The sequence below is a fragment of the Halomonas sp. HP20-15 genome (genome assembly GCF_033446685.1).
In the GTDB taxonomy this organism is placed as follows: Bacteria; Pseudomonadota; Gammaproteobacteria; order Pseudomonadales; family Halomonadaceae; genus Modicisalibacter.
On the sequence record NZ_JAWQLY010000013.1, the window covers coordinates 61,420 to 79,251 of the forward strand.

Annotated in this window: 18 protein-coding genes; 3 read left to right on the forward strand and 15 right to left on the reverse strand. The window is 65.5% G+C overall.

Annotation, left to right across the window (positions count from 1 at the left end; translation table 11 throughout):
• The 4 genes from radA to hmpA all read right to left on the reverse strand — a co-directional run bounded on the left by radA (position 1) and on the right by hmpA (position 4,457).
• Positions 1-1,377 carry a DNA repair protein RadA gene (radA, locus tag R6258_RS15885; protein ID WP_318452704.1) on the reverse strand — a complete coding sequence of 459 codons (1,377 nt, stop codon included), beginning with the start codon at positions 1,375-1,377 and terminating at the stop codon, positions 1-3.
• A 117-nt stretch (positions 1,378-1,494) separates the two neighbouring features.
• Entirely contained in the window at positions 1,495-1,953 is a 459-nt protein-coding gene (locus R6258_RS15890) for a copper resistance protein NlpE N-terminal domain-containing protein (RefSeq protein ID WP_318452705.1), read from the reverse strand.
• Positions 1,954-2,051: 98 nt separating this feature from the next.
• Positions 2,052-3,149, reverse strand: a complete 1,098-nt coding sequence (locus R6258_RS15895; protein ID WP_318452706.1) for an alkene reductase — start codon at positions 3,147-3,149, stop codon at positions 2,052-2,054.
• A gap of 129 nt (positions 3,150-3,278) precedes the next feature.
• The gene (gene hmpA / locus R6258_RS15900) at positions 3,279-4,457 is read right to left on the reverse strand and encodes an NO-inducible flavohemoprotein (protein ID WP_318452707.1); all 1,179 of its coding nucleotides are present in this window, start codon (positions 4,455-4,457) and stop codon (positions 3,279-3,281) included.
• A gap of 226 nt (positions 4,458-4,683) precedes the next feature.
• Between hmpA and norR the strand changes: the two genes are divergently transcribed.
• Together norR and R6258_RS15910 are read left to right on the forward strand one after the other, a co-directional pair.
• Positions 4,684-6,261, forward strand: coding sequence for a nitric oxide reductase transcriptional regulator NorR (gene norR, locus R6258_RS15905; RefSeq protein WP_318452708.1), 1,578 nt, complete (start codon positions 4,684-4,686; stop codon positions 6,259-6,261).
• 134 nt (positions 6,262-6,395) lie between these two features.
• A complete protein-coding gene (locus R6258_RS15910; RefSeq protein ID WP_318452709.1) occupies positions 6,396-7,388 on the forward strand; it encodes a zinc-dependent alcohol dehydrogenase family protein in 993 nt (330 codons plus the stop codon).
• A 77-nt stretch (positions 7,389-7,465) separates the two neighbouring features.
• Here R6258_RS15910 and ssb read toward each other — a convergent pair whose 3' ends face one another.
• Together ssb and R6258_RS15920 are read right to left on the reverse strand one after the other, a co-directional pair.
• Complete coding sequence (gene ssb / locus R6258_RS15915) at positions 7,466-8,023, reverse strand: single-stranded DNA-binding protein (protein WP_318452710.1); 558 nt, start codon at positions 8,021-8,023, stop codon at positions 7,466-7,468.
• 28 nt (positions 8,024-8,051) lie between these two features.
• The gene (locus R6258_RS15920; RefSeq protein WP_318452711.1) at positions 8,052-9,434 is read right to left on the reverse strand and encodes an MFS transporter; all 1,383 of its coding nucleotides are present in this window, start codon (positions 9,432-9,434) and stop codon (positions 8,052-8,054) included.
• 209 nt (positions 9,435-9,643) lie between these two features.
• Between R6258_RS15920 and uvrA the strand changes: the two genes are divergently transcribed.
• Positions 9,644-12,502, forward strand: coding sequence for an excinuclease ABC subunit UvrA (gene uvrA, locus R6258_RS15925; protein ID WP_318452712.1), 2,859 nt, complete (start codon positions 9,644-9,646; stop codon positions 12,500-12,502).
• A 175-nt stretch (positions 12,503-12,677) separates the two neighbouring features.
• Here uvrA and rplQ read toward each other — a convergent pair whose 3' ends face one another.
• The 9 genes from rplQ to rpmD all read right to left on the reverse strand — a co-directional run bounded on the left by rplQ (position 12,678) and on the right by rpmD (position 17,830).
• Entirely contained in the window at positions 12,678-13,064 is a 387-nt protein-coding gene (rplQ, locus tag R6258_RS15930) for a 50S ribosomal protein L17 (protein ID WP_318452713.1), read from the reverse strand.
• Positions 13,065-13,099: 35 nt separating this feature from the next.
• Entirely contained in the window at positions 13,100-14,098 is a 999-nt protein-coding gene (locus R6258_RS15935) for a DNA-directed RNA polymerase subunit alpha (protein ID WP_318452732.1), read from the reverse strand.
• An 84-nt stretch (positions 14,099-14,182) separates the two neighbouring features.
• Positions 14,183-14,803 carry a 30S ribosomal protein S4 gene (gene rpsD, locus R6258_RS15940; RefSeq protein WP_318452714.1) on the reverse strand — a complete coding sequence of 207 codons (621 nt, stop codon included), beginning with the start codon at positions 14,801-14,803 and terminating at the stop codon, positions 14,183-14,185.
• A 12-nt stretch (positions 14,804-14,815) separates the two neighbouring features.
• Positions 14,816-15,202, reverse strand: a complete 387-nt coding sequence (gene rpsK / locus R6258_RS15945) for a 30S ribosomal protein S11 (protein WP_011505752.1) — start codon at positions 15,200-15,202, stop codon at positions 14,816-14,818.
• 39 nt (positions 15,203-15,241) lie between these two features.
• On the reverse strand, positions 15,242-15,598 hold the full coding sequence (rpsM, locus tag R6258_RS15950; protein ID WP_136066459.1) for a 30S ribosomal protein S13: 357 nt from the start codon (positions 15,596-15,598) through the stop codon (positions 15,242-15,244).
• 130 nt (positions 15,599-15,728) lie between these two features.
• Positions 15,729-15,842, reverse strand: coding sequence for a 50S ribosomal protein L36 (rpmJ, locus tag R6258_RS15955; RefSeq protein ID WP_031384759.1), 114 nt, complete (start codon positions 15,840-15,842; stop codon positions 15,729-15,731).
• Between the two features lie 32 nt (positions 15,843-15,874).
• A complete protein-coding gene (secY, locus tag R6258_RS15960; protein ID WP_318452715.1) occupies positions 15,875-17,209 on the reverse strand; it encodes a preprotein translocase subunit SecY in 1,335 nt (444 codons plus the stop codon).
• Positions 17,210-17,644 carry a 50S ribosomal protein L15 gene (gene rplO / locus R6258_RS15965; RefSeq protein ID WP_318452716.1) on the reverse strand — a complete coding sequence of 145 codons (435 nt, stop codon included), beginning with the start codon at positions 17,642-17,644 and terminating at the stop codon, positions 17,210-17,212.
• 3 nt (positions 17,645-17,647) lie between these two features.
• Positions 17,648-17,830, reverse strand: coding sequence for a 50S ribosomal protein L30 (gene rpmD / locus R6258_RS15970; RefSeq protein ID WP_136066462.1), 183 nt, complete (start codon positions 17,828-17,830; stop codon positions 17,648-17,650).
• Between the last annotated feature and the right edge of the window lie 2 nt (positions 17,831-17,832).

A 17,832-nucleotide genomic window follows, 5' to 3' on the forward strand; every position in this document is an offset into this window, starting at 1 on the left:
TCATAGCGCCTCGATGGCCTCGGCGAGCTTGTCGACGGCGACCACCTGCATGCCCTCGGGGGCGCGCTTGGGGGCGTTGCCGCGCGGCACGATGGCGCGGGTGAAGCCGTGCTTGGCGGCCTCGACGATGCGTTCCTGGCCGCTGGGCACGGGGCGGATCTCGCCGGACAGGCCGACCTCGCCGAATACCACCAGCTCGCGCGGCAGCGAGCGGTTCTGCAGGCTCGACACCACCGCCAGCAGCACCGCCAGGTCGGCGCTGGTCTCGAGCACCTTGACCCCGCCGACCACGTTGAGGAACACGTCCTGGTCGCCGGTGAACAGCCCGCCGTGCTTGTGCAGCACCGCCAGCAGCATCGCCAGGCGGTTGCTGTCGAGCCCCACCGCGACGCGCCGCGGGTTGCCCAGCGCCGAGTCGTCGAGCAGCGCCTGGACCTCGACGAGGATCGGCCGGGTGCCCTCCCAGACCACCATCACCAGGCTGCCCGGGGCCTGCTCCTCGCTACGCGAAAGGAAGATCGCGCTGGGATTCTTGACCTCCTTCATGCCCTGCTCGAGCATCGCGAACACGCCCAGCTCGTTGACCGCGCCGAAACGGTTCTTCTGGCCGCGCAGGGTGCGAAAGCGCGAATCGGCGCCGCCCTCGAGCAGCAGCGAGGCGTCGATCATGTGCTCGAGCACCTTGGGGCCGGCCAGGGTGCCGTCCTTGGTCACGTGGCCGACCAGCATCAGCACGGTGTTCGACTGCTTGGCGAAACGCGTCAGCGCCGCCGCCGACTCGCGGACCTGGGCCACCCCGCCCGGCGCCGAACCGATATCCTCGAGATGCATGGTCTGAATGGAGTCGATGATCAGCACCTCGGGGCGCTCGCGCTCGGCGACGCCGAGGATCGTCTCGACGCTGGTCTCGGCGAGCATCTTGAGTCCCTGGGCGGGCAGTTGCAGGCGGTGCGCGCGCATCGCCACCTGCGACAGCGATTCCTCGCCGGTGACGTACAGCACGCGGCGCTGCTGCGCGAGCTTGCAGGCGGTCTGCAGCAGCAGGGTCGACTTGCCGGCCCCCGGATTGCCGCCCAGCAACACCGCCGAGCCCGGCACCAGGCCACCGCCGAGCACGCGATCGAACTCGCCGAAGGTCGACGAAAAGCGCGGTACCTCGGCGAGATCGACACTGGCCAGGTCGGTGACCTCCCGCGACAGGCTGCCGGCATAGCCGGCACGCGCCGTCGTCGGACCGCCGCCGCTACCCGGGCGCGCGGCAGCCAGGCGCACCTCGCTCAAGGTGTTCCACTCACGGCAACTGGTGCACTGGCCCTGCCACTTGCTGTATTCGGCACCGCATTCGGTGCATACGAAGGCGCTCTTCGCTTTCGCCATGGGCTTCCTGTCGATGATTCGACGATGATAACGCGCAAGGGATAACGAACTGGGGCGGCCGATGGCCGCCCCAGTTCGTTCATGCGTTGCTACGGCACTGTCTAGCTAAACACCGGCTTACTGCTGGCGGTTGAGGCGCAGCGTCTCGCCGTTCTCGAAGCGCCGACGTTGCGGGTCGACCAGCTCGAGCGTGTCGCTGTCGAGCTTGAGGAAATAGTAGACCTGGCCTTCGCCGTCCGGAGTCAGCTCGTAGACCGTCGCTTCGGGGTTGTTGGCGGTCCCGCTGAGCACGTTCCACTGCCCCTCGTAATGCTCGGTCGGGGGATTCTGCGGATGCTCACGGTAGCTGGCGTCGAGGGCGAAATCGCGCGCTTCGTCGGCGGCCTGCTCGTCGCCCTCGAGGGTCACGACAAGATCGATGCCCGCGCAGTTGCGGCACGGCAAGGTTCCTTCGTAGGTCGCCGTCTGCGGCTCCGCCATCGGCTCCTGGGTGCCCGCACCCTGCTGGGTACCCGTGGCACACCCGCCGAGTAGTGCGAGCATCGCGGAACCAGCCAGCAACGTCCTGATCTGCATATGAGTCCTCCTAACCAATGAGCTTGGGCCGCCGCCTGCCTAGGCGGCTCGTGACTCACAGGATAGCGCCAAGCCAGGCCAGTGGACAGCCCAGCGTTTCAGTCGAGTGCCGGATAGTCGGTATAGCCTGCCGCGCCGCCGCCGTAGAAGGTGTCCGGATCCGGCTCGTTGAGCGGCGCCTGACGACGAAAGCGCTCGACCAGGTCGGGGTTGGCGATATACGGCCGGCCGTAGACCACCGCGTCGGCGAGCCCTTTCTCGATCAGCATCTCGCCGCGCGCCGCGGTGTAGTGACCGCAATACAACAGCGGGCCACGGAAGCGATCGCGCAGGTCGCGCCGGAAGTCGTCGGTCAACTGCACGCCCTCGCCGGTCCAGTCGGGTTCGTTGATGTGCAGGTAGCCGATCTTGCGCAGCGACAGCTGTTCGGCCAGGTAGCGCATCATCGCCTCGGGCTCGTCATCGCTGAGGCCGAAAATCTCGATGAACGGCGACAGCCGCACCCCGACGCGAGCGGCGCCCATCTCCGCGCCGACCGCATCGACCACCTCGAGCAGCAACCGCGCGCGGTTGATCACGTTGCCACCGTAGCGATCGGTGCGCTTGTTGGAGCCGCTGGCCAGGAACTGCTGCAGCAGATAGGCGTTGGCGGCGTGGACCTCGACCATGTCGAAGCCGGCCCGCTTGGCGCGCCGTGCCGCCTGGCGATAGTCGTCGATGAGCCCGGGGATCTCACTGAGTTCGAGCGCCCTTGGCGTGCTCGCCGGATGACGACCCGCGGTGCCGTCGGCGAACTCGGCGAAGCACTGCGCCCCCTCGCCGCGAATCGCGCTGGGCGCGACCGGCTGCTGACCGTCGGGCTGGACGATCTCGTGAGAGACGCGCCCCACGTGCCACAACTGCAGTGCCATGCGCCCGCCGGCGTCGTGGACCGCCTTGACCACGTTGCGCCAGCCCTCCTCCTGGGCGTCGGTATAGATGCCCGGGGTATATACGTAGCCGCGTGCGGTCGGCGAGATGTTGGTCGCCTCGCTGATCACCAGCCCCGCTCCGGCGCGCTGCGCATAGTAGGTGGCCTGTAGCGGGCCGGGGACGCTGTCGGGCGTACGGGCACGAGTCAGCGGCGCCATGATGACGCGGTTGGGCAGCGTCAGGCGGCTCAGCTCGAGCGGGGACAGCAGGTTTTCGTAGGCCATGGTCGCTCCTTGGCGGTAATTCGAAATAATGCTGTCCCAGACATGGCGTTCGTTAGGGCTCTAATCAACTCCTGCGCCGATTGCTTTTCCCTATAGAACCCGATAATCGCCGGGCATCGTCCACCGTGCTCAGGCGTGCAGCGGCCGCGACGGTCCGAAGTGCTCGAAGCGCCGCCGCTCGGCCGGCACTCCGAGTGCCTCGAGCTGGGTATCGACGCAGTGCATGAAGCCCTGCGGACCGACCAGATAGCACAACGGCTCGTCCTCCGGCAGCAGCCTCGCCAGCAGTTCGCGATCGATGCGTCCCAGGTGATCCGGCGCAGCATCGCCATCGGCCTGCTCGTAGCAGACCACGCTGCGCAGCCGTTGCGGATAACGCTCGGCCAAGGCCGCGACCTCGTCGCCGAAGGCGTGCACGTCAGCGCTACGCGCGGCGTGCACGTAGGTGACCGAACGCCCCGCAGCCAGTGCCTGGGCGGCCAGCGAGAGCATCGGCGTCTGGCCGACGCCGGCGCTGAGCAGTACCACCGGTGACGCGCCTTCCGCGAGGGTCAACTCGCCCGCCGGCGGCAGCAGTTCGAGGCGCGCTCCTTCGCTCATGCGGGCGTGGAAATATTCGCTGACCCGGCCGCCGGGCTCGCGCTTGATCGACAAGCGATAGGTGCGGCCGTTGGGTGCCGCGGACAGGCTGTAGTGACGGAACACCGGCTCGCCGTCGATCAACAGCTTGACGCCGATGAACTGGCCCGGCGCGAAGTCGGCGACCGGCTGGCCGTCGTCGGGCGCCAGCACGAAGGAGCGGATCTCGGCGCTTTCCTGGCGGGTCGCGGCGACATGGAAGCCCCGCGCGCCGCGCCAGCCCCCCGGCAATGCCGCGAACTGCTCGTAGCGTGCCGCCTCGAGCTCGATCAAAAGGCCGGCCAGCTCTTCATAGACCGCCTGCCAGGCGCCGGCGATCTCGGCGGTCACCGCCTCGCCGAGCACCTCGCCGATCGCCGCCATCAGGCATTCGCCGACGAGTGGATAATGATCGGGGCGGATGTTCAGCGACACGTGCTTGTCGACCACCAGCGCCAGCGCCGCCTTGGCCTGCTCACGGTCGCCGCGCAACTGCACGTAGCGCAGCACCGCGGCGGCCAGCGCCCGTGGTTGCCCGCCGCTCGTCTGGTGGGCGGCGTTGAACAGCGCCTTGACCTGGGGATAGCGCTCGAACAGCACTGGATAGAAACGCTGGGTGATCGCATCGAGATGCTCGGCGACGACGGGGGCGGTAGCGGCAACGAGCTGTTCCTGTTGCGGGGTCAGCATGAATGGAACTCCGATTAAAGAAGGATGACGCTCCTACTAGGGCAATCCCTGTGCCAGTTGCCGGGAGGCGCGACACCCTGCCGCAGGGCGCGCCGCTGGGCCAGTTCCGGCCTGTCCCGGCGGCGGCTCGGCGTATCCGCACGCACACATGCCAATGCCGACAGCTGTTAAAACGACACGCCCTAGGGTTGTCATTTTCACTGTCTCGCGGACAATCGCGGTCACTATGACACGCTTCTACGAAGTCCTCCGCGACCTGCTGACCCGACTCGCCGACGGCCAGCCCGTCGATGCCCTTAGGCCGCTGTGGTCGCAATTGCTCGCAACGCTGGTCGGCGACTACCCGGCCGACGCCAGCACACTGATGGTCAACGACGAGGCGGGGCTGCTGCCGGTCGCCGTGCTCGGCCTGCCCAGCGAGGTGCGCGGCCGGCGCTTCCCGCTCGATCTACACCCGCGGCTGGCGGCCATCGCCCAGCATTCGGGCGTCTGCCGCTTTCCGCCGGACAGCCCGCTGCCCGACCCCTTCGACGGACTGATCGACGAGGAACTCACCGCGGTCCACGACTGCCTGGGGGTGGCGCTGCGCGACGGCGAACGGCTGATCGGCGTGCTCACCCTCGACGCGCTGACGGCCGGCAGCCTGGCCCTCCTCGACGAGGACGAACTGCTCGCCAAGGCGCGTCTGCTGGCGACCTGCCTGCGCCTGGCCAGCCAGCTCAGCGCCACCCGCTCGCGGCTCAGCGAGGTCCTCGACAACGAGCCCAAACCGGCCCTGCAGCGGCACTGGAACAGCCCGGCCATGCAGCGTCTCGACGCCTCGCTGGACCTGGTCGCGCCGACCGACATGTGCGTGTTGCTGCAGGGCGAGACCGGGGTCGGCAAGGAGCGTGTGGCACGCGCGCTGCATGCCCGCTCGCCCCGCCACCAGGGCCCGCTGGTTCAGGTCAACTGCGCCAGCCTGCCCGAGCAACTGATCGAGAGCGCGCTGTTCGGCCACCGCCGCGGGGCGTTCTCCGGTGCGGTCCGCGATCATCGCGGGCACTTCGCGATGGCCGACGGCGGCACCCTGATGCTCGATGAGATCGGCGAGCTGCCGCTGGCCCTGCAACCCAAGCTTTTGCGCGTGCTGCAGGAGGGCGAGATTCAGCCGCTGGGCAGCGAGCGACCCCAGCGCGTCGACGTGCGCATCATCGCCGTGACCAACCGCGACCTGGCCGCCGAGGTCGCGGCGGGGCGCTTTCGCGAGGATCTCTATCACCGCCTGATCGTTTTCCCGCTGCAGGTGCCGGCGCTGCGCGAGCGCCGCGAGGATCTCCTGCTGCTCGCCGGTAGCTTCCTCGCCGATAACCGGGTACGCCTGGGCGTCAATAATTTGCGCCTGTCGAGCGCGGCCGAGGCGGCCCTGCTGGCCTGGCACTGGCCGGGCAACGTGCGCGAGCTTGAACACACCCTGGGTCGCGCGGCGCTGCGCGCACTGGGCGAGCATCTCGGCGAGTCGCGCCGCGACGCCTCGGTCGATTGCCGCCGCCAGGCGGTGATCCGCATCGACAGCCGGCACCTCGATCTGCCGTCGAGTGCATCGCACGGCACACCCGCCACGGATACGGTCCCCGCAGTCACTGCCAGCGCCGGTACCGACGACGGCTGGCTGACCCTGCGCCAGGCGATCGACGACTTCCAGAGCGACTATATCCGCCAGGCACTGGCCGCTCACGGCGGCAACTGGGCGGCCACCGCGCGCACCCTGGGGCTCGATGCCGGCAACCTGCATCGCCTGGCCCGGCGCCTGGCGCTCAAGTGAAGCGATGCCGTCAGCAGGATCGCGCAGGATCGACCATGGCCAGAGCGCGAGGCTTCTTCCACACTGCCCTACGACAATCCGCCGAAGCCCATCAGTCGCTTCGGCGCCCGCTATCAGCCAGGGAGGCAACCCAGATGACCCAAGCCATCCACTTTCACGACACCGGCGGCCCCGAAGTGCTGCGCTTCGAAGAGCACGAGCCCGGCGAGCCCGGCAGCCAGGAGCTGCGGGTGCGTGTCGAGGCGATCGGCCTCAACCGCGCCGAGGCGATGTTTCGGTCCGGCAACTACCTGGAAGACCCGCAACTGCCGGCAGGGCTCGGTTACGAGGGCTCGGCGGTGGTCGAGGCCGTGGGCGACGGCGTCTCGGGCTTCGCCGAAGGCGACGCGGTGAGCGTGATCCCCGCCTTCTCGATGAATCGTTACAATCTCTATGCCGAGCGGGCGATCGTTCCCGCCCATGCCGTGGCGCCGCGCCCCGTCGGGCTCGACGCGGTCCAGGCCGCGGCGATCTGGATGCCGTTTTTGACCGCCTACGGCGCGCTGATCGACATCGCCGGGCTGACCCGCGGCGAGGCGGTGATCATCCCCGCGGCGTCGAGCAGCGTGGGCCTGGCGGCGATCCAGATCGCCAACAGCGTGGGCGCGGTCTCGATCGCCGCGACCCGCACCTCGGCCAAGGCCGACGACCTGCGCCGGGCCGGCGCGGCCCATGTCATCGCCACCCAGCAACAGGATATCGCCGCCGAGGTCATGCGCATCACCGAAGACGCCGGCGCCCGCGTGGTGTTCGATCCGGTCGCCGGTCCCGGCGCGCAGACGCTGGTCGACGCCATGGCGCCCTACGGCACCTACTTCGTCTACGGCGCCCTGAGCGGCGAGCCGACACCGTTCCCGATGATCGCCGGCATGAACAAGGCGCTGACCATGCGCGGCTACACGCTGCTCGAGATCATCGCCGCCCCCGAGCGCTTCGAGGCCGGCAAGCGCTTCATCTACGCCGGTATCGAGCGCGGCGATTTCAAACCGACCATCGCCCGCACGTTTGGCTTCGCGGAGATGGTCGAGGCCCACCGCTATCTGGAATCCAACCAGCAGTTCGGCAAGATCGTGGTCACCGTGCCGTGACCCCGGGCCGAGCCCGGAAACGTAAAAAGCCCGCTGCATAGGCGGGCTTTTCGATTCCAGGCCAGGCGCGGACTAGCTCAGAACGGGATCTCGTCGTCGAAATCGTCGAAGCTGCCGGGTTGCGGGGCGCCGTAGTTGCCGCCCTGCTGGCCACCACCCTGCTGGCCACCCTGGGCCGGCGGTTGCTGAGGCGGGCGCTGGGGCTGCTGCGGCGGGGCATTGTTGGCGTAACCGCCCTGCTGGCCACCCTGGGGCGCGTAGCCGCCCTGCTGGGGCTGCTGCTGGGGGAAGTCGCCGCCACGCGAGTCGAGCATCTGCATGTCGTTGGCGACGATTTCGGTGCTGTACTTGTCCTGACCGTTCTGATCCTGCCACTTGCGTGTCTGCAGGCGGCCCTCGATGTACACCTTGCCGCCCTTCTTCAGGTACTGCTGGGCGATCTCGGCCAGTTTGTTGAACAGCACCACGCGATGCCATTCGGTGCGTTCCTGACGCTGGCCGCTCTGGCGGTCGGTCCAGGTATCGGTGGTCGCCAGGTTGAGGTTGGCCACCGCCGCTCCCGACGGCGTGAAGCGCACTTCGGGGTCCTGACCCAGATTGCCGATCAGAATGACCTTGTTAACACCACGGGCCATGTTTGACTCCTTGCTAGTGTGCGGGCGCTCATGCGCCCCTTGAATCGTGTCGGGTGCCGGCCACGCGGGCCAGCGCCTCGGCGTCCAGTCGTTGGCGGTCGACCTTGAGATAGGCGACGCGTTCCTCGGGCACTACCAGTACGTCCTCGACGCCCGCCACATCGGCGAAGCGCGCCATCAGCGCATCCAGGGCGTCGGTGGGATGATCGTCCAACGCCACGATCTCGCTGGACAGGTGGCGCGGCGCGGGCATCTTCCAGATCACCGCCAGCCACACGGCACCCAGCAAGGCGGCGCCCAAGAATACAGCATCATACCCGAAATGCTGCGATAGGGCCCCGCCCAGCACACCGCCCAGGAAGGCCCCCAGGAACTGGCTGGTCGAGTACACCCCCATCGCGGTGCCCTTGGCCCCGGCCGGGGCGAGCTTGCTGATCATCGACGGCAGGGTGGCCTCGAGCAGGTTGAAGGCCACGAAGAACGCCCACAACAGGCCGATCAGCGTCCAGCGCTGGTGGCCGAGTTCGCCGAGCGCCAGCAGCACCAGCGTCATGCCCGCCACCGCGCCGATGAAGGTCGCCTTCATGCGCCGGCGCTTCTCGGCGACGATCACCAGCGGCACCATGCCGACGAAGGCCAGGCCCATCACCGCCAGATAGATCCAGCCCTGGCTGGCGGCCTCGATGCCCACGTCGACCAGTCGGAACGGCACGGCGACGAACGCCGCGGTGAGGATCAGGTGCAGGGCGAAGATCGAGAAGTCCAGCCGCAGCAGGTTGCTGCTGGTCAGCGTGGTACGCAGCTGTTCGCGATCGAGACCGACGTCCTGGTGACGCGCTACCCGCGGCGCCGCCGGCACCAGCCGCCAGAGCACCAGCAGGCTCGCCAGGGCGAGCACTGCGGTCAGCCAGAACACGCTGGTCAGGCCGAAGTGGGCGGCCATCAACGGGCCGACGACCATGGCGATGGCGAAGGCCACGCCGATCGACAGGCCGATGGTGGCCATCGCCGCGGTACGGATCTCCTCGCGGGTCTGGTCGGCGAGCAGCGCCATGATCGCCCCGGCCACCGCGCCGCTGCCCTGCAGGCAACGGCCGACGATCACCGTGGCGATCGAGTCCGCCTCGGCGGCGATCACACTGCCCAGCGCGAACAGCAACAGGCCGCCGGCGATCACCACCTTGCGGCCGATGCGATCGGAGAGCAGTCCGAAGGGGATCTGGAAAATGGCTTGGGTCAGGCCGTAGGCGCCCAGCGCCAGGCCCACCAGTAGCGGCGTCGCGCCGGCGAGGTCCTCGGCATACAGCGCCAGCACCGGCAACACCATGAACAGGCCGAGCATACGCGTTGCGTAAAGCCCGGCGAGCCCGGAGATGGCGCGGCGCTCAGAGGTCAATAGTCGAGCAGTCATGGCAGGTCGCAGTCTGGGTGAACGGGAAGGAAAACAGCTTGCGGATTGCGTCGACCGGCAACAGTCGCGCGCCTCGACTATTCTACCGGTTCGCCAGTCGCCGGGAAAAGCCGCGCGCATCTCCCCGACGGGTGTTTACTCACTGTGCGTTTTGCCGGGCCTTCGCTCAACGCCGTATAATCGTTCTTTTGCGCGCTTACGAGGTGGCAATGGACAAGATTCAGGTCCGTGGGGCCCGCACCCACAACCTCCAGAACATCGATGTCGAACTGCCGCGCGACCGGTTGATCGTGGTCACCGGGCTGTCGGGCTCCGGCAAGTCGTCGCTGGCCTTCGACACGCTCTATGCGGAGGGTCAGCGGCGTTACGTCGAATCGCTGTCCACCTATGCGCGCCAGTTCCTGTCGATGATGGAAAAGCCCGACGTCGATCACATCGAAGGCCTGTCGCCGGCGATCTCCATCGAGCAGAAGTCGACCTCGCATAATCCGCGTTCGACGGTCGGCACCATCACCGAGATCTACGACTACCTGCGCCTGCTGTTCGCCCGCGCTGGCACGCCGCGCTGCCCCGAGCACGACATCGATCTGGAGGCGCAGACCGTCTCGCAGATGGTCGATCAGGTGCTGACCCTGCCCGAGGCCAGCAAGCTGATGCTGCTGGCGCCGGTGATCAAGGGCCGCAAGGGCGAACACCTGCAGTTGCTCGCCGAGCTGCGGGCCCAGGGCTACGTGCGCGCGCTGGTCGACGGCCAGGTCTACGAGTTCGACGAGATCCCGCCGCTGGACAAAAACAAGAAGCACGACATCAGCGTGGTGGTCGACCGCATCAAGGTGCGTGAGGATCTGCAGCAGCGTCTCGCCGAGTCGTTCGAGACCGCGCTGAACCTCGCCGACGGCATCGCCATCGTGCATTTCATGGACGGCGAGCGCGACGACATCACCTTCTCGGCGCGCTTCGCCTGTCCGGTGTGCGGCTATTCGATCGCCGAGCTCGAGCCGCGGATGTTCTCGTTCAACAACCCGGCCGGCGCCTGCCCGACCTGCGACGGCCTGGGCAGCCAGCAGTACTTCGACCCGGACAAGCTGATCAGCCACCCCGACCTGTCGCTGGCCGAAGGCGTGATCAAGGGCTGGGACCGGCGCAGCGTCTACTACTTCAATCAACTGCAGGCGGTCGCCAAGCACTACCGCTTCAAGCCCGAGACACCGTGGAACGAACTGGCTCGCCACGAGCGCGAGATCGTCCTGCATGGCAGCGGCGACGACGACATCGCCTTCAGTTACGTCAACGACCGCGGCCGCAAGGTCACCCGCGAACACCCGTTCGAGGGCGTGCTGCCCAACATGCAGCGTCGCTATCGCGAGACCGAGTCGAGCATGGTCCGCGAGGATCTGGCCAAGTACCTGGCCATCCAGCCCTGCCCGACCTGCCACGGCAGTCGCCTGCGCCGCGAGTCGCGCCACGTCTACATCGACGATCACACCCTGCCGGAGATCGTGCGTTTCCCGATCGGCGACGCCTGGCGCTACTTCCATGCGCTCGCGCTGCCCGGCCGCAAGGGTGAGATCGCCGCCAAGATCGTGCACGAGATCCATGCTCGCCTGGAATTCCTGGTCAACGTCGGGCTCGATTACCTCAATCTCGAGCGCAGCGCCGAGACGCTGTCCGGCGGCGAGGCCCAGCGGATTCGCCTGGCCAGCCAGATCGGCGCGGGCCTGGTGGGGGTGATGTACATCCTCGACGAGCCGTCGATCGGCCTACACCAGCGCGACAACGACCGCCTGCTCAAGACCCTCGAACGGCTGCGCGACCTGGGCAACACGGTGATCGTCGTCGAGCACGACGAGGACGCCATCCGCGCCGCCGATCACGTGCTCGACATCGGCCCCGGTGCCGGCGTCCACGGCGGGCGCATCGTCGCCCAGGGCACCCCGCGCGACATCGAGCGCTGTGATGAATCGCTGACCGGTCAGTACCTGGCCGGCACCCGGCGCATCGAAGTGCCGCCCTATCGCATCCCCGGCCATCCGGACAAGGTCCTGCGGCTGAGCGGCGCCCGCGGCAACAACCTGCAGAACGTCGATCTCGAGCTGCCGCTGGGGCTGTTCGTCTGCGTTACCGGAGTGTCGGGCTCGGGCAAGTCGACGCTGATCAACGCGACGCTGATGCCGATCGCCGCCCGCGAGCTGAACAGGGCCACCTCGTTGACCCCGGCGGCCTTTGATCGCATCGAGGGGCTCGATCAACTCGACAAGATCATCGACATCGACCAGAGCCCGATCGGGCGCACGCCGCGCTCCAACCCGGCGACCTACACCGGCATCTTCACGCCGATCCGCGAGCTGTTCTCGGGCACCCAGGAAGCGCGCTCGCGGGGCTACAAGCCGGGCCGCTTCAGCTTCAACGTCAAGGGCGGGCGCTGCGAGGCGTGCCAGGGCGAGGGCATGATCAAGGTCGAGATGCACTTCCTGCCCGACATCTACGTGCCCTGCGACGTCTGCAAGGGCAAGCGCTACAACCGCGAGACGCTGGAGATCGCCTACAAGGGCAAGAACATCCACGAGGTTCTCGAGATGACCATCGAGGAGGCACTGGAGTTCTTCAGCCCGGTCCCGGCGATCGCCCGGCGCCTGCAGACGCTGATGGACGTGGGGCTGTCCTACGTGCGCCTGGGCCAGAGCGCGACCACGCTGTCGGGCGGCGAGGCGCAGCGCGTCAAGCTGGCCCGCGAACTGGCCAAACGCGATACCGGTCAGACGCTGTACATCCTCGACGAGCCGACCACCGGGCTGCATTTCGAGGATATCCGCCAGTTGCTCGGCGTGCTGCACCGGCTGCGCGACCATGGCAACACCATCGTGGTGATCGAGCACAACCTCGACGTGATCAAGACCGCCGACTGGCTGATCGATCTCGGCCCCGAGGGTGGCTCCGGCGGCGGGCGGATCATCGCCGAGGGCACCCCGGAACAGGTCGCCGAGCGTGAGGACTCGCACACCGGGCGCTTTCTCAAGCCACTGCTCAGGCAACAAACGCAGGCCAGCGTCGCCGAGTCCCAGGCCTGAGCGAGCGCGGCCCGCCTCAGAGCCCAGGGCAACCAAGAAAAGCCCCGCGACAGTATCTGTCACGGGGCTTTTTATTGCTCGGCTCGTGGCCGAAGGCCGACCAGGGGACAGCAACCGGGCATAAAAAAGCCGACTCACCAGGAGTCGGCTTTCGTATCGCGAAGCGCGTCGAGGATCACTCCTCGCCAGCGGCTTCCTCGATGACCGGACGGTCGACCAACTCGACGTAGGCCATCGGCGCGTTGTCGCCGGTGCGGTAGCCGCACTTGAGGATGCGCACGTAACCGCCGGGACGGTTGGCGTAGCGCGGACCCAGCTCGTTGAAGAGCTTGCCGACCGTATCCTTGGAGCGGGTACGGCTGAAGGCCAGGCGACGGTTGGCGACACTATCCTGCTTGGACAAGGTGATCAGCGGCTCGATGTGACGACGCAGGTCCTTGGCCTTGGGCAGGGTTGTCTTGATGACTTCGTGCTCGACCAGCGAGACGCACATGTTCTTGAACATGGCGTGGCGGTGCGAGCTCGTACGATTGAGGTGACGACCACTCTTACGATGACGCATGGTTGTGATTCCTTAACTGGGGCTCGAGGCGACGCTCACGCGGAGGCCTTGTCGTCCTTGAGGCTAGCCGGCGGCCAGTTTTCCAGCCGCATGCCGAGGGACAGGCCACGCGCTGCCAGGACGTCCTTGATCTCGTTCAGAGACTTCTTGCCGAGGTTGGGAGTCTTCAACAGCTCGACTTCGGTACGCTGAATGAGATCGCCGATGTAATAGATATTCTCGGCCTTGAGGCAGTTGGCGCTGCGAACGGTCAACTCGAGATCGTCTACGGGGCGCAGCAGGATAGGATCGATGTGATCCTGCTCCTCTTCAACTTCCTGCTCCTTGTCGGCTTCCAGGTCGACGAACGCACCCAACTGCTCCTGCAGGATGGTTGCGCTGCGACGGATCGCCTCTTCCGGATCCAGGGTGCCGTCGGTTTCCAGGTCGATGACCAGCTTGTCGAGGTCGGTACGCTGTTCGACGCGCGCCGCTTCGACCGCATAGGAAACCCGACGTACAGGGCTGAAGGTCGCATCCAGCTGCAGGCGACCGATGGTGCGAGACTCGTCATCCGCGCCGGCACGAGTATCCGCGGGCTCATAGCCACGCCCACGAGCCACCTTGAGCTGCATCTTCAGCTCGGCGCCTTCGTTGACGTGAGCGATCACGTGCTCGGGATTGACGATATCGACATCATGGTCAACGGCGATGTCGCCGGCCGTGACCACACATGGGCCCTGCTTGTTCAGCGAGAGCACCGCTTCGTCGCGGCTGTGCATCTTGATCGCCACGTCCTTGAGATTCAGGAGGATCTCGATGACATCTTCCTGGACCCCTTCGATCGCACTGTATTCGTGCTCAACACCGGCGATTTCCGCTTCCACCACGGCACAGCCGGGCATGGAAGACAGCAGGATGCGACGCAGAGCATTCCCCAGGGTGTGACCGAAACCGCGCTCGAACGGCTCGAGCACGATCTTCGCGTGGTGCGCGTTGATCTCTTCGACCTTGATATCGCGAGGACGGAGAAACTCTGTCACTGAACGCTGCATATGAACACCTTTCAGGCTGCCAAACGGATACTCGGTACTCGGAGCCGGGCGCGAAAGCACCCGGCATCACGCGTGGGACGCTGATTACTTCGAGTACAGCTCGACGATCAGGTTTTCGTTGATGTCGGCAGACAGGTCGCCGCGTTCCGGGACAGCCTTGAAAGTGCCTTCCATCTTCTTCGAATCGACATCGATCCAGGTCACGTCGCCGCGCTGTCCGGACAATTGCAGGGCGTGCTGAATGCGCGCCTGGTTCTTGGCCTTTTCACGCACGGTGACGACGTCGCCGGGACGGACCCGATAAGACGCCACGTTGACGCTGCGACCATTGACCGAGATCGCCTTGTGGCTGACCAACTGACGCGCTTCGGCACGCGTGGAGCCGAAGCCCATGCGATAGACGACGTTGTCCAGTCGGGATTCCAGCAGTTGCAGCAACAACTCGCCGGTCGCGCCCTTCATGCGGGCCGCTTCCTTGTAGTAGTTGCGGAACTGGTTCTCGAGTACGCCGTAGATACGACGCACTTTCTGCTTCTCGCGAAGCTGCAAGCCGTAGTCGGAAAGACGCTGACGGCGCTGGCCGTGCACACCCGGGATCTGCTCGGATTTGCACTTCTTCTCGAAGGGAGTGACACCGCTCTTGAGGAAGAGGTCGGTACCTTCACGACGAGACAGTTTGCACTTCGGTCCAATATAACGAGCCATGAGTCTGTCTCCTTAAACGCGGCGTTTCTTCGGCGGACGGCAGCCGTTGTGGGGAACGGGCGTCGCGTCGGTGATGCTCTGCACGCGGAAGCCGGCGGCATTCAATGCGCGCACGGCGGACTCACGGCCAGGACCGGGGCCCTTGACCAGCACGTCGACGTTTTTCACACCATACTCGGCTGCAGCAGTCGCTGCACGTTCGCTTGCCACTTGAGCAGCGAACGGGGTGCTCTTGCGAGAACCACGAAAACCCGAACCACCGGCAGTCGCCCAAGAGAGCGCGTTGCCCTGGCGGTCTGTGATCGTCACGATCGTGTTGTTAAAAGAGGCATGGATGTGGGCTACCGCATCCACTACCTGCTTTTTAACCTTTTTACGGTTACTACGCGGGTTAGCCATGTTGATGTTTCTTCCTGTCTTAACGCCAGAACATGCGTTTTATTTGCGAATCGGTTTGCGCGGGCCCTTACGGGTACGCGCATTGGTCTTCGTGCGCTGGCCACGCAGGGGAAGACCACGACGATGACGCAGACCACGATAGCAACCCAAGTCCATCAGACGCTTGATATTCAGCGTCGTGTCGCGACGAAGGTCACCTTCAACGGTGTACTTGCCGACTTCGGTACGCAGCGCATCTACCTGTTCGGCAGACAGCTCTTGCACCTTGGCGGTGGGTACGATGCCGACCGCGGCACAGATGTCCTGCGCGCGAGTACGGCCAATCCCGAAGATATAGGTCAGCGAGATCGCCGCATGCTTGTTGTCCGGGATATTGACGCCTGCAATACGGGCCATCAGCTTACTCCGAAATTTGAGCGGCTTGCTCGTTTGTTCATCTACAAAAGGCGCAACAGCTTACACCTTTGTCCCTCTCGAGACAAGGGTGCAAGCCGGCGCCCGCTTTCGGTCAACGTCAGGATCAGATTCAGCCCTGGCGCTGCTTGTGCCGCGGTTCGGTGCAGATGACGCGGACCGCGCCATTACGCCGAATGATCTTGCAGTTACGGCACATTTTCTTGACGGAAGCTCGAACTTTCATCGTTCTCTCCATTGCGCGGTCGGCGTGCGCGCTCAGCGCATCAGGCCGCCGCTTCCGTAGCCTTTCAGGTTGGACTTCTTCATCACCGATTCGTACTGGTTCGACATCAGATGCGATTGAACCTGCGCCATGAAGTCCATGATGACCACCACCACGATCAGCAAGGAGGTTCCGCCGAAGAAGAACGGAACGTTCCAGGCAATGATCAGGAACTGGGGCATCAGGGAAACAGCGGTGATGTAGAGGGCACCGAACAACGTCAAGCGGGTCATGACCTTGTCGACGTAGCGAGCGGTCTGCTCGCCGGGGCGGATACCCGGAAGAAACGCGCCTGACTTCTTCAGATTGTCAGCCACATCCTTGGGATTGAAGACCAGCGCTGTGTAAAAGAAGCAGAAGAATACCACTGCCGCGGCGAAAAGCAATATGTACAGCGGCTGCCCCGGCCCAAGCGACTGCGAGATCACCTGCAACCACTCGAAGCCTTCGGCCGAGCCCATCCACTGCCCGATCGACGCCGGAAACAGCAGGATGCTCGAGGCGAAGATCGCCGGAATGACGCCGGCCATATTGACCTTGAGCGGCAGATAACTGCTCTGCCCGGCGTACATCTTGTTGCCGACCTGACGCCGCGGATAGTTCACCGTGATGCGCCGTTGGCCGCGCTCGATGAACACCACGAAGGCCACGGTAGCGATCGCCAGCAGCGAGAGCGCCAACAGCGGCAGCACGTTCCAGGCGCCATCGTTGCGCGCCAGTTCGAAAGACTGCCCGATCGCACTCGGCAGCCCGGCGACGATGCCGGCGAAGATGATCAGCGAAATGCCGTTGCCGATCCCCTTCTCGGTGATCTGCTCGCCCAGCCACATCAGGAACACCGCACCGGCGACGAACGACACGATCGCCGTGAAGTAAAAGCTGAAGTCGCTGGTATAGGTCACGCCCTGTCCGACCAGACCGACTGCCATGCCGGTCGCCTGAATCAACGCCAGTAACACGGTCCCGTAACGGGTGTACTGACTGATCTTGCGCCGGCCGGCCTCACCTTCCTTCTTCAGCTGCTCAAGCTGAGGCGAGACCGCCGTCAGAAGCTGCATGATAATCGACGCGGAGATGTACGGCATGATCCCCAGCGCCAGAATGCTCATGCGCGACAGCGCACCCCCGGAGAACATGTTGAACATGCCCAGGATGGTGCCCTGGTTTTCCCTGAACAAGGCAGCGAGCTGGTCAGGATCGATACCGGGTACGGGGATATGGGCACCGATGCGGTACACCACGAGGGCGATGAACACGAAGCGCAGGCGCGCCCAGAGTTCACTCAAGCCGCTTCCCCCCATTGCCGGCATGTTTCCTGACTTAGCCATTTATTCCTCGACCTTACCGCCAGCGGCTTCGATCGCGGCACGGGCACCCTTGGTGACCTTGAGTCCGCGTACGGTAACCGCCTTGTTCAGTTCGCCGGAAAGGATCACCTTCGCGAATTGCGTGGCGTCCTTGAGCACGTTGGCCTGCTTCAGTGTTTCCAGATCGACGACATCGCCTTCGACCTTGGCCAGTTCGCCGAGACGCACTTCCTCGGAAACCAGCGACTTGGCCGACGTGAAGCCGAACTTGGGCAGACGACGCTGAAGCGGCATCTGACCACCCTCGAAGCCCGGCTTGACGCTGCCACCGGAACGAGACTTCTGGCCCTTGTGACCACGACCGCCGGTCTTGCCCAGACCAGAGCCGATGCCACGACCGACACGCTTTTCGGCGTGCTTGGAACCCGGAGCCGGGCTCAGGCTATTGAGTTTCATGGATCACTCTCCCTCAACACGAACAAGGTAGTTAACCTTGTTGACCATACCGCGTACGGCCGGGGTGTCTTCCAACTCGACGGTGTGCCCGATGCGGCGCAGCCCAAGACCCTTCATGGTGGCCTTGTGCTTGTTTAGAACGCCGATGGTGCTGCGCACCTGAGTAACCTTGATCAAAGCTGCCATGG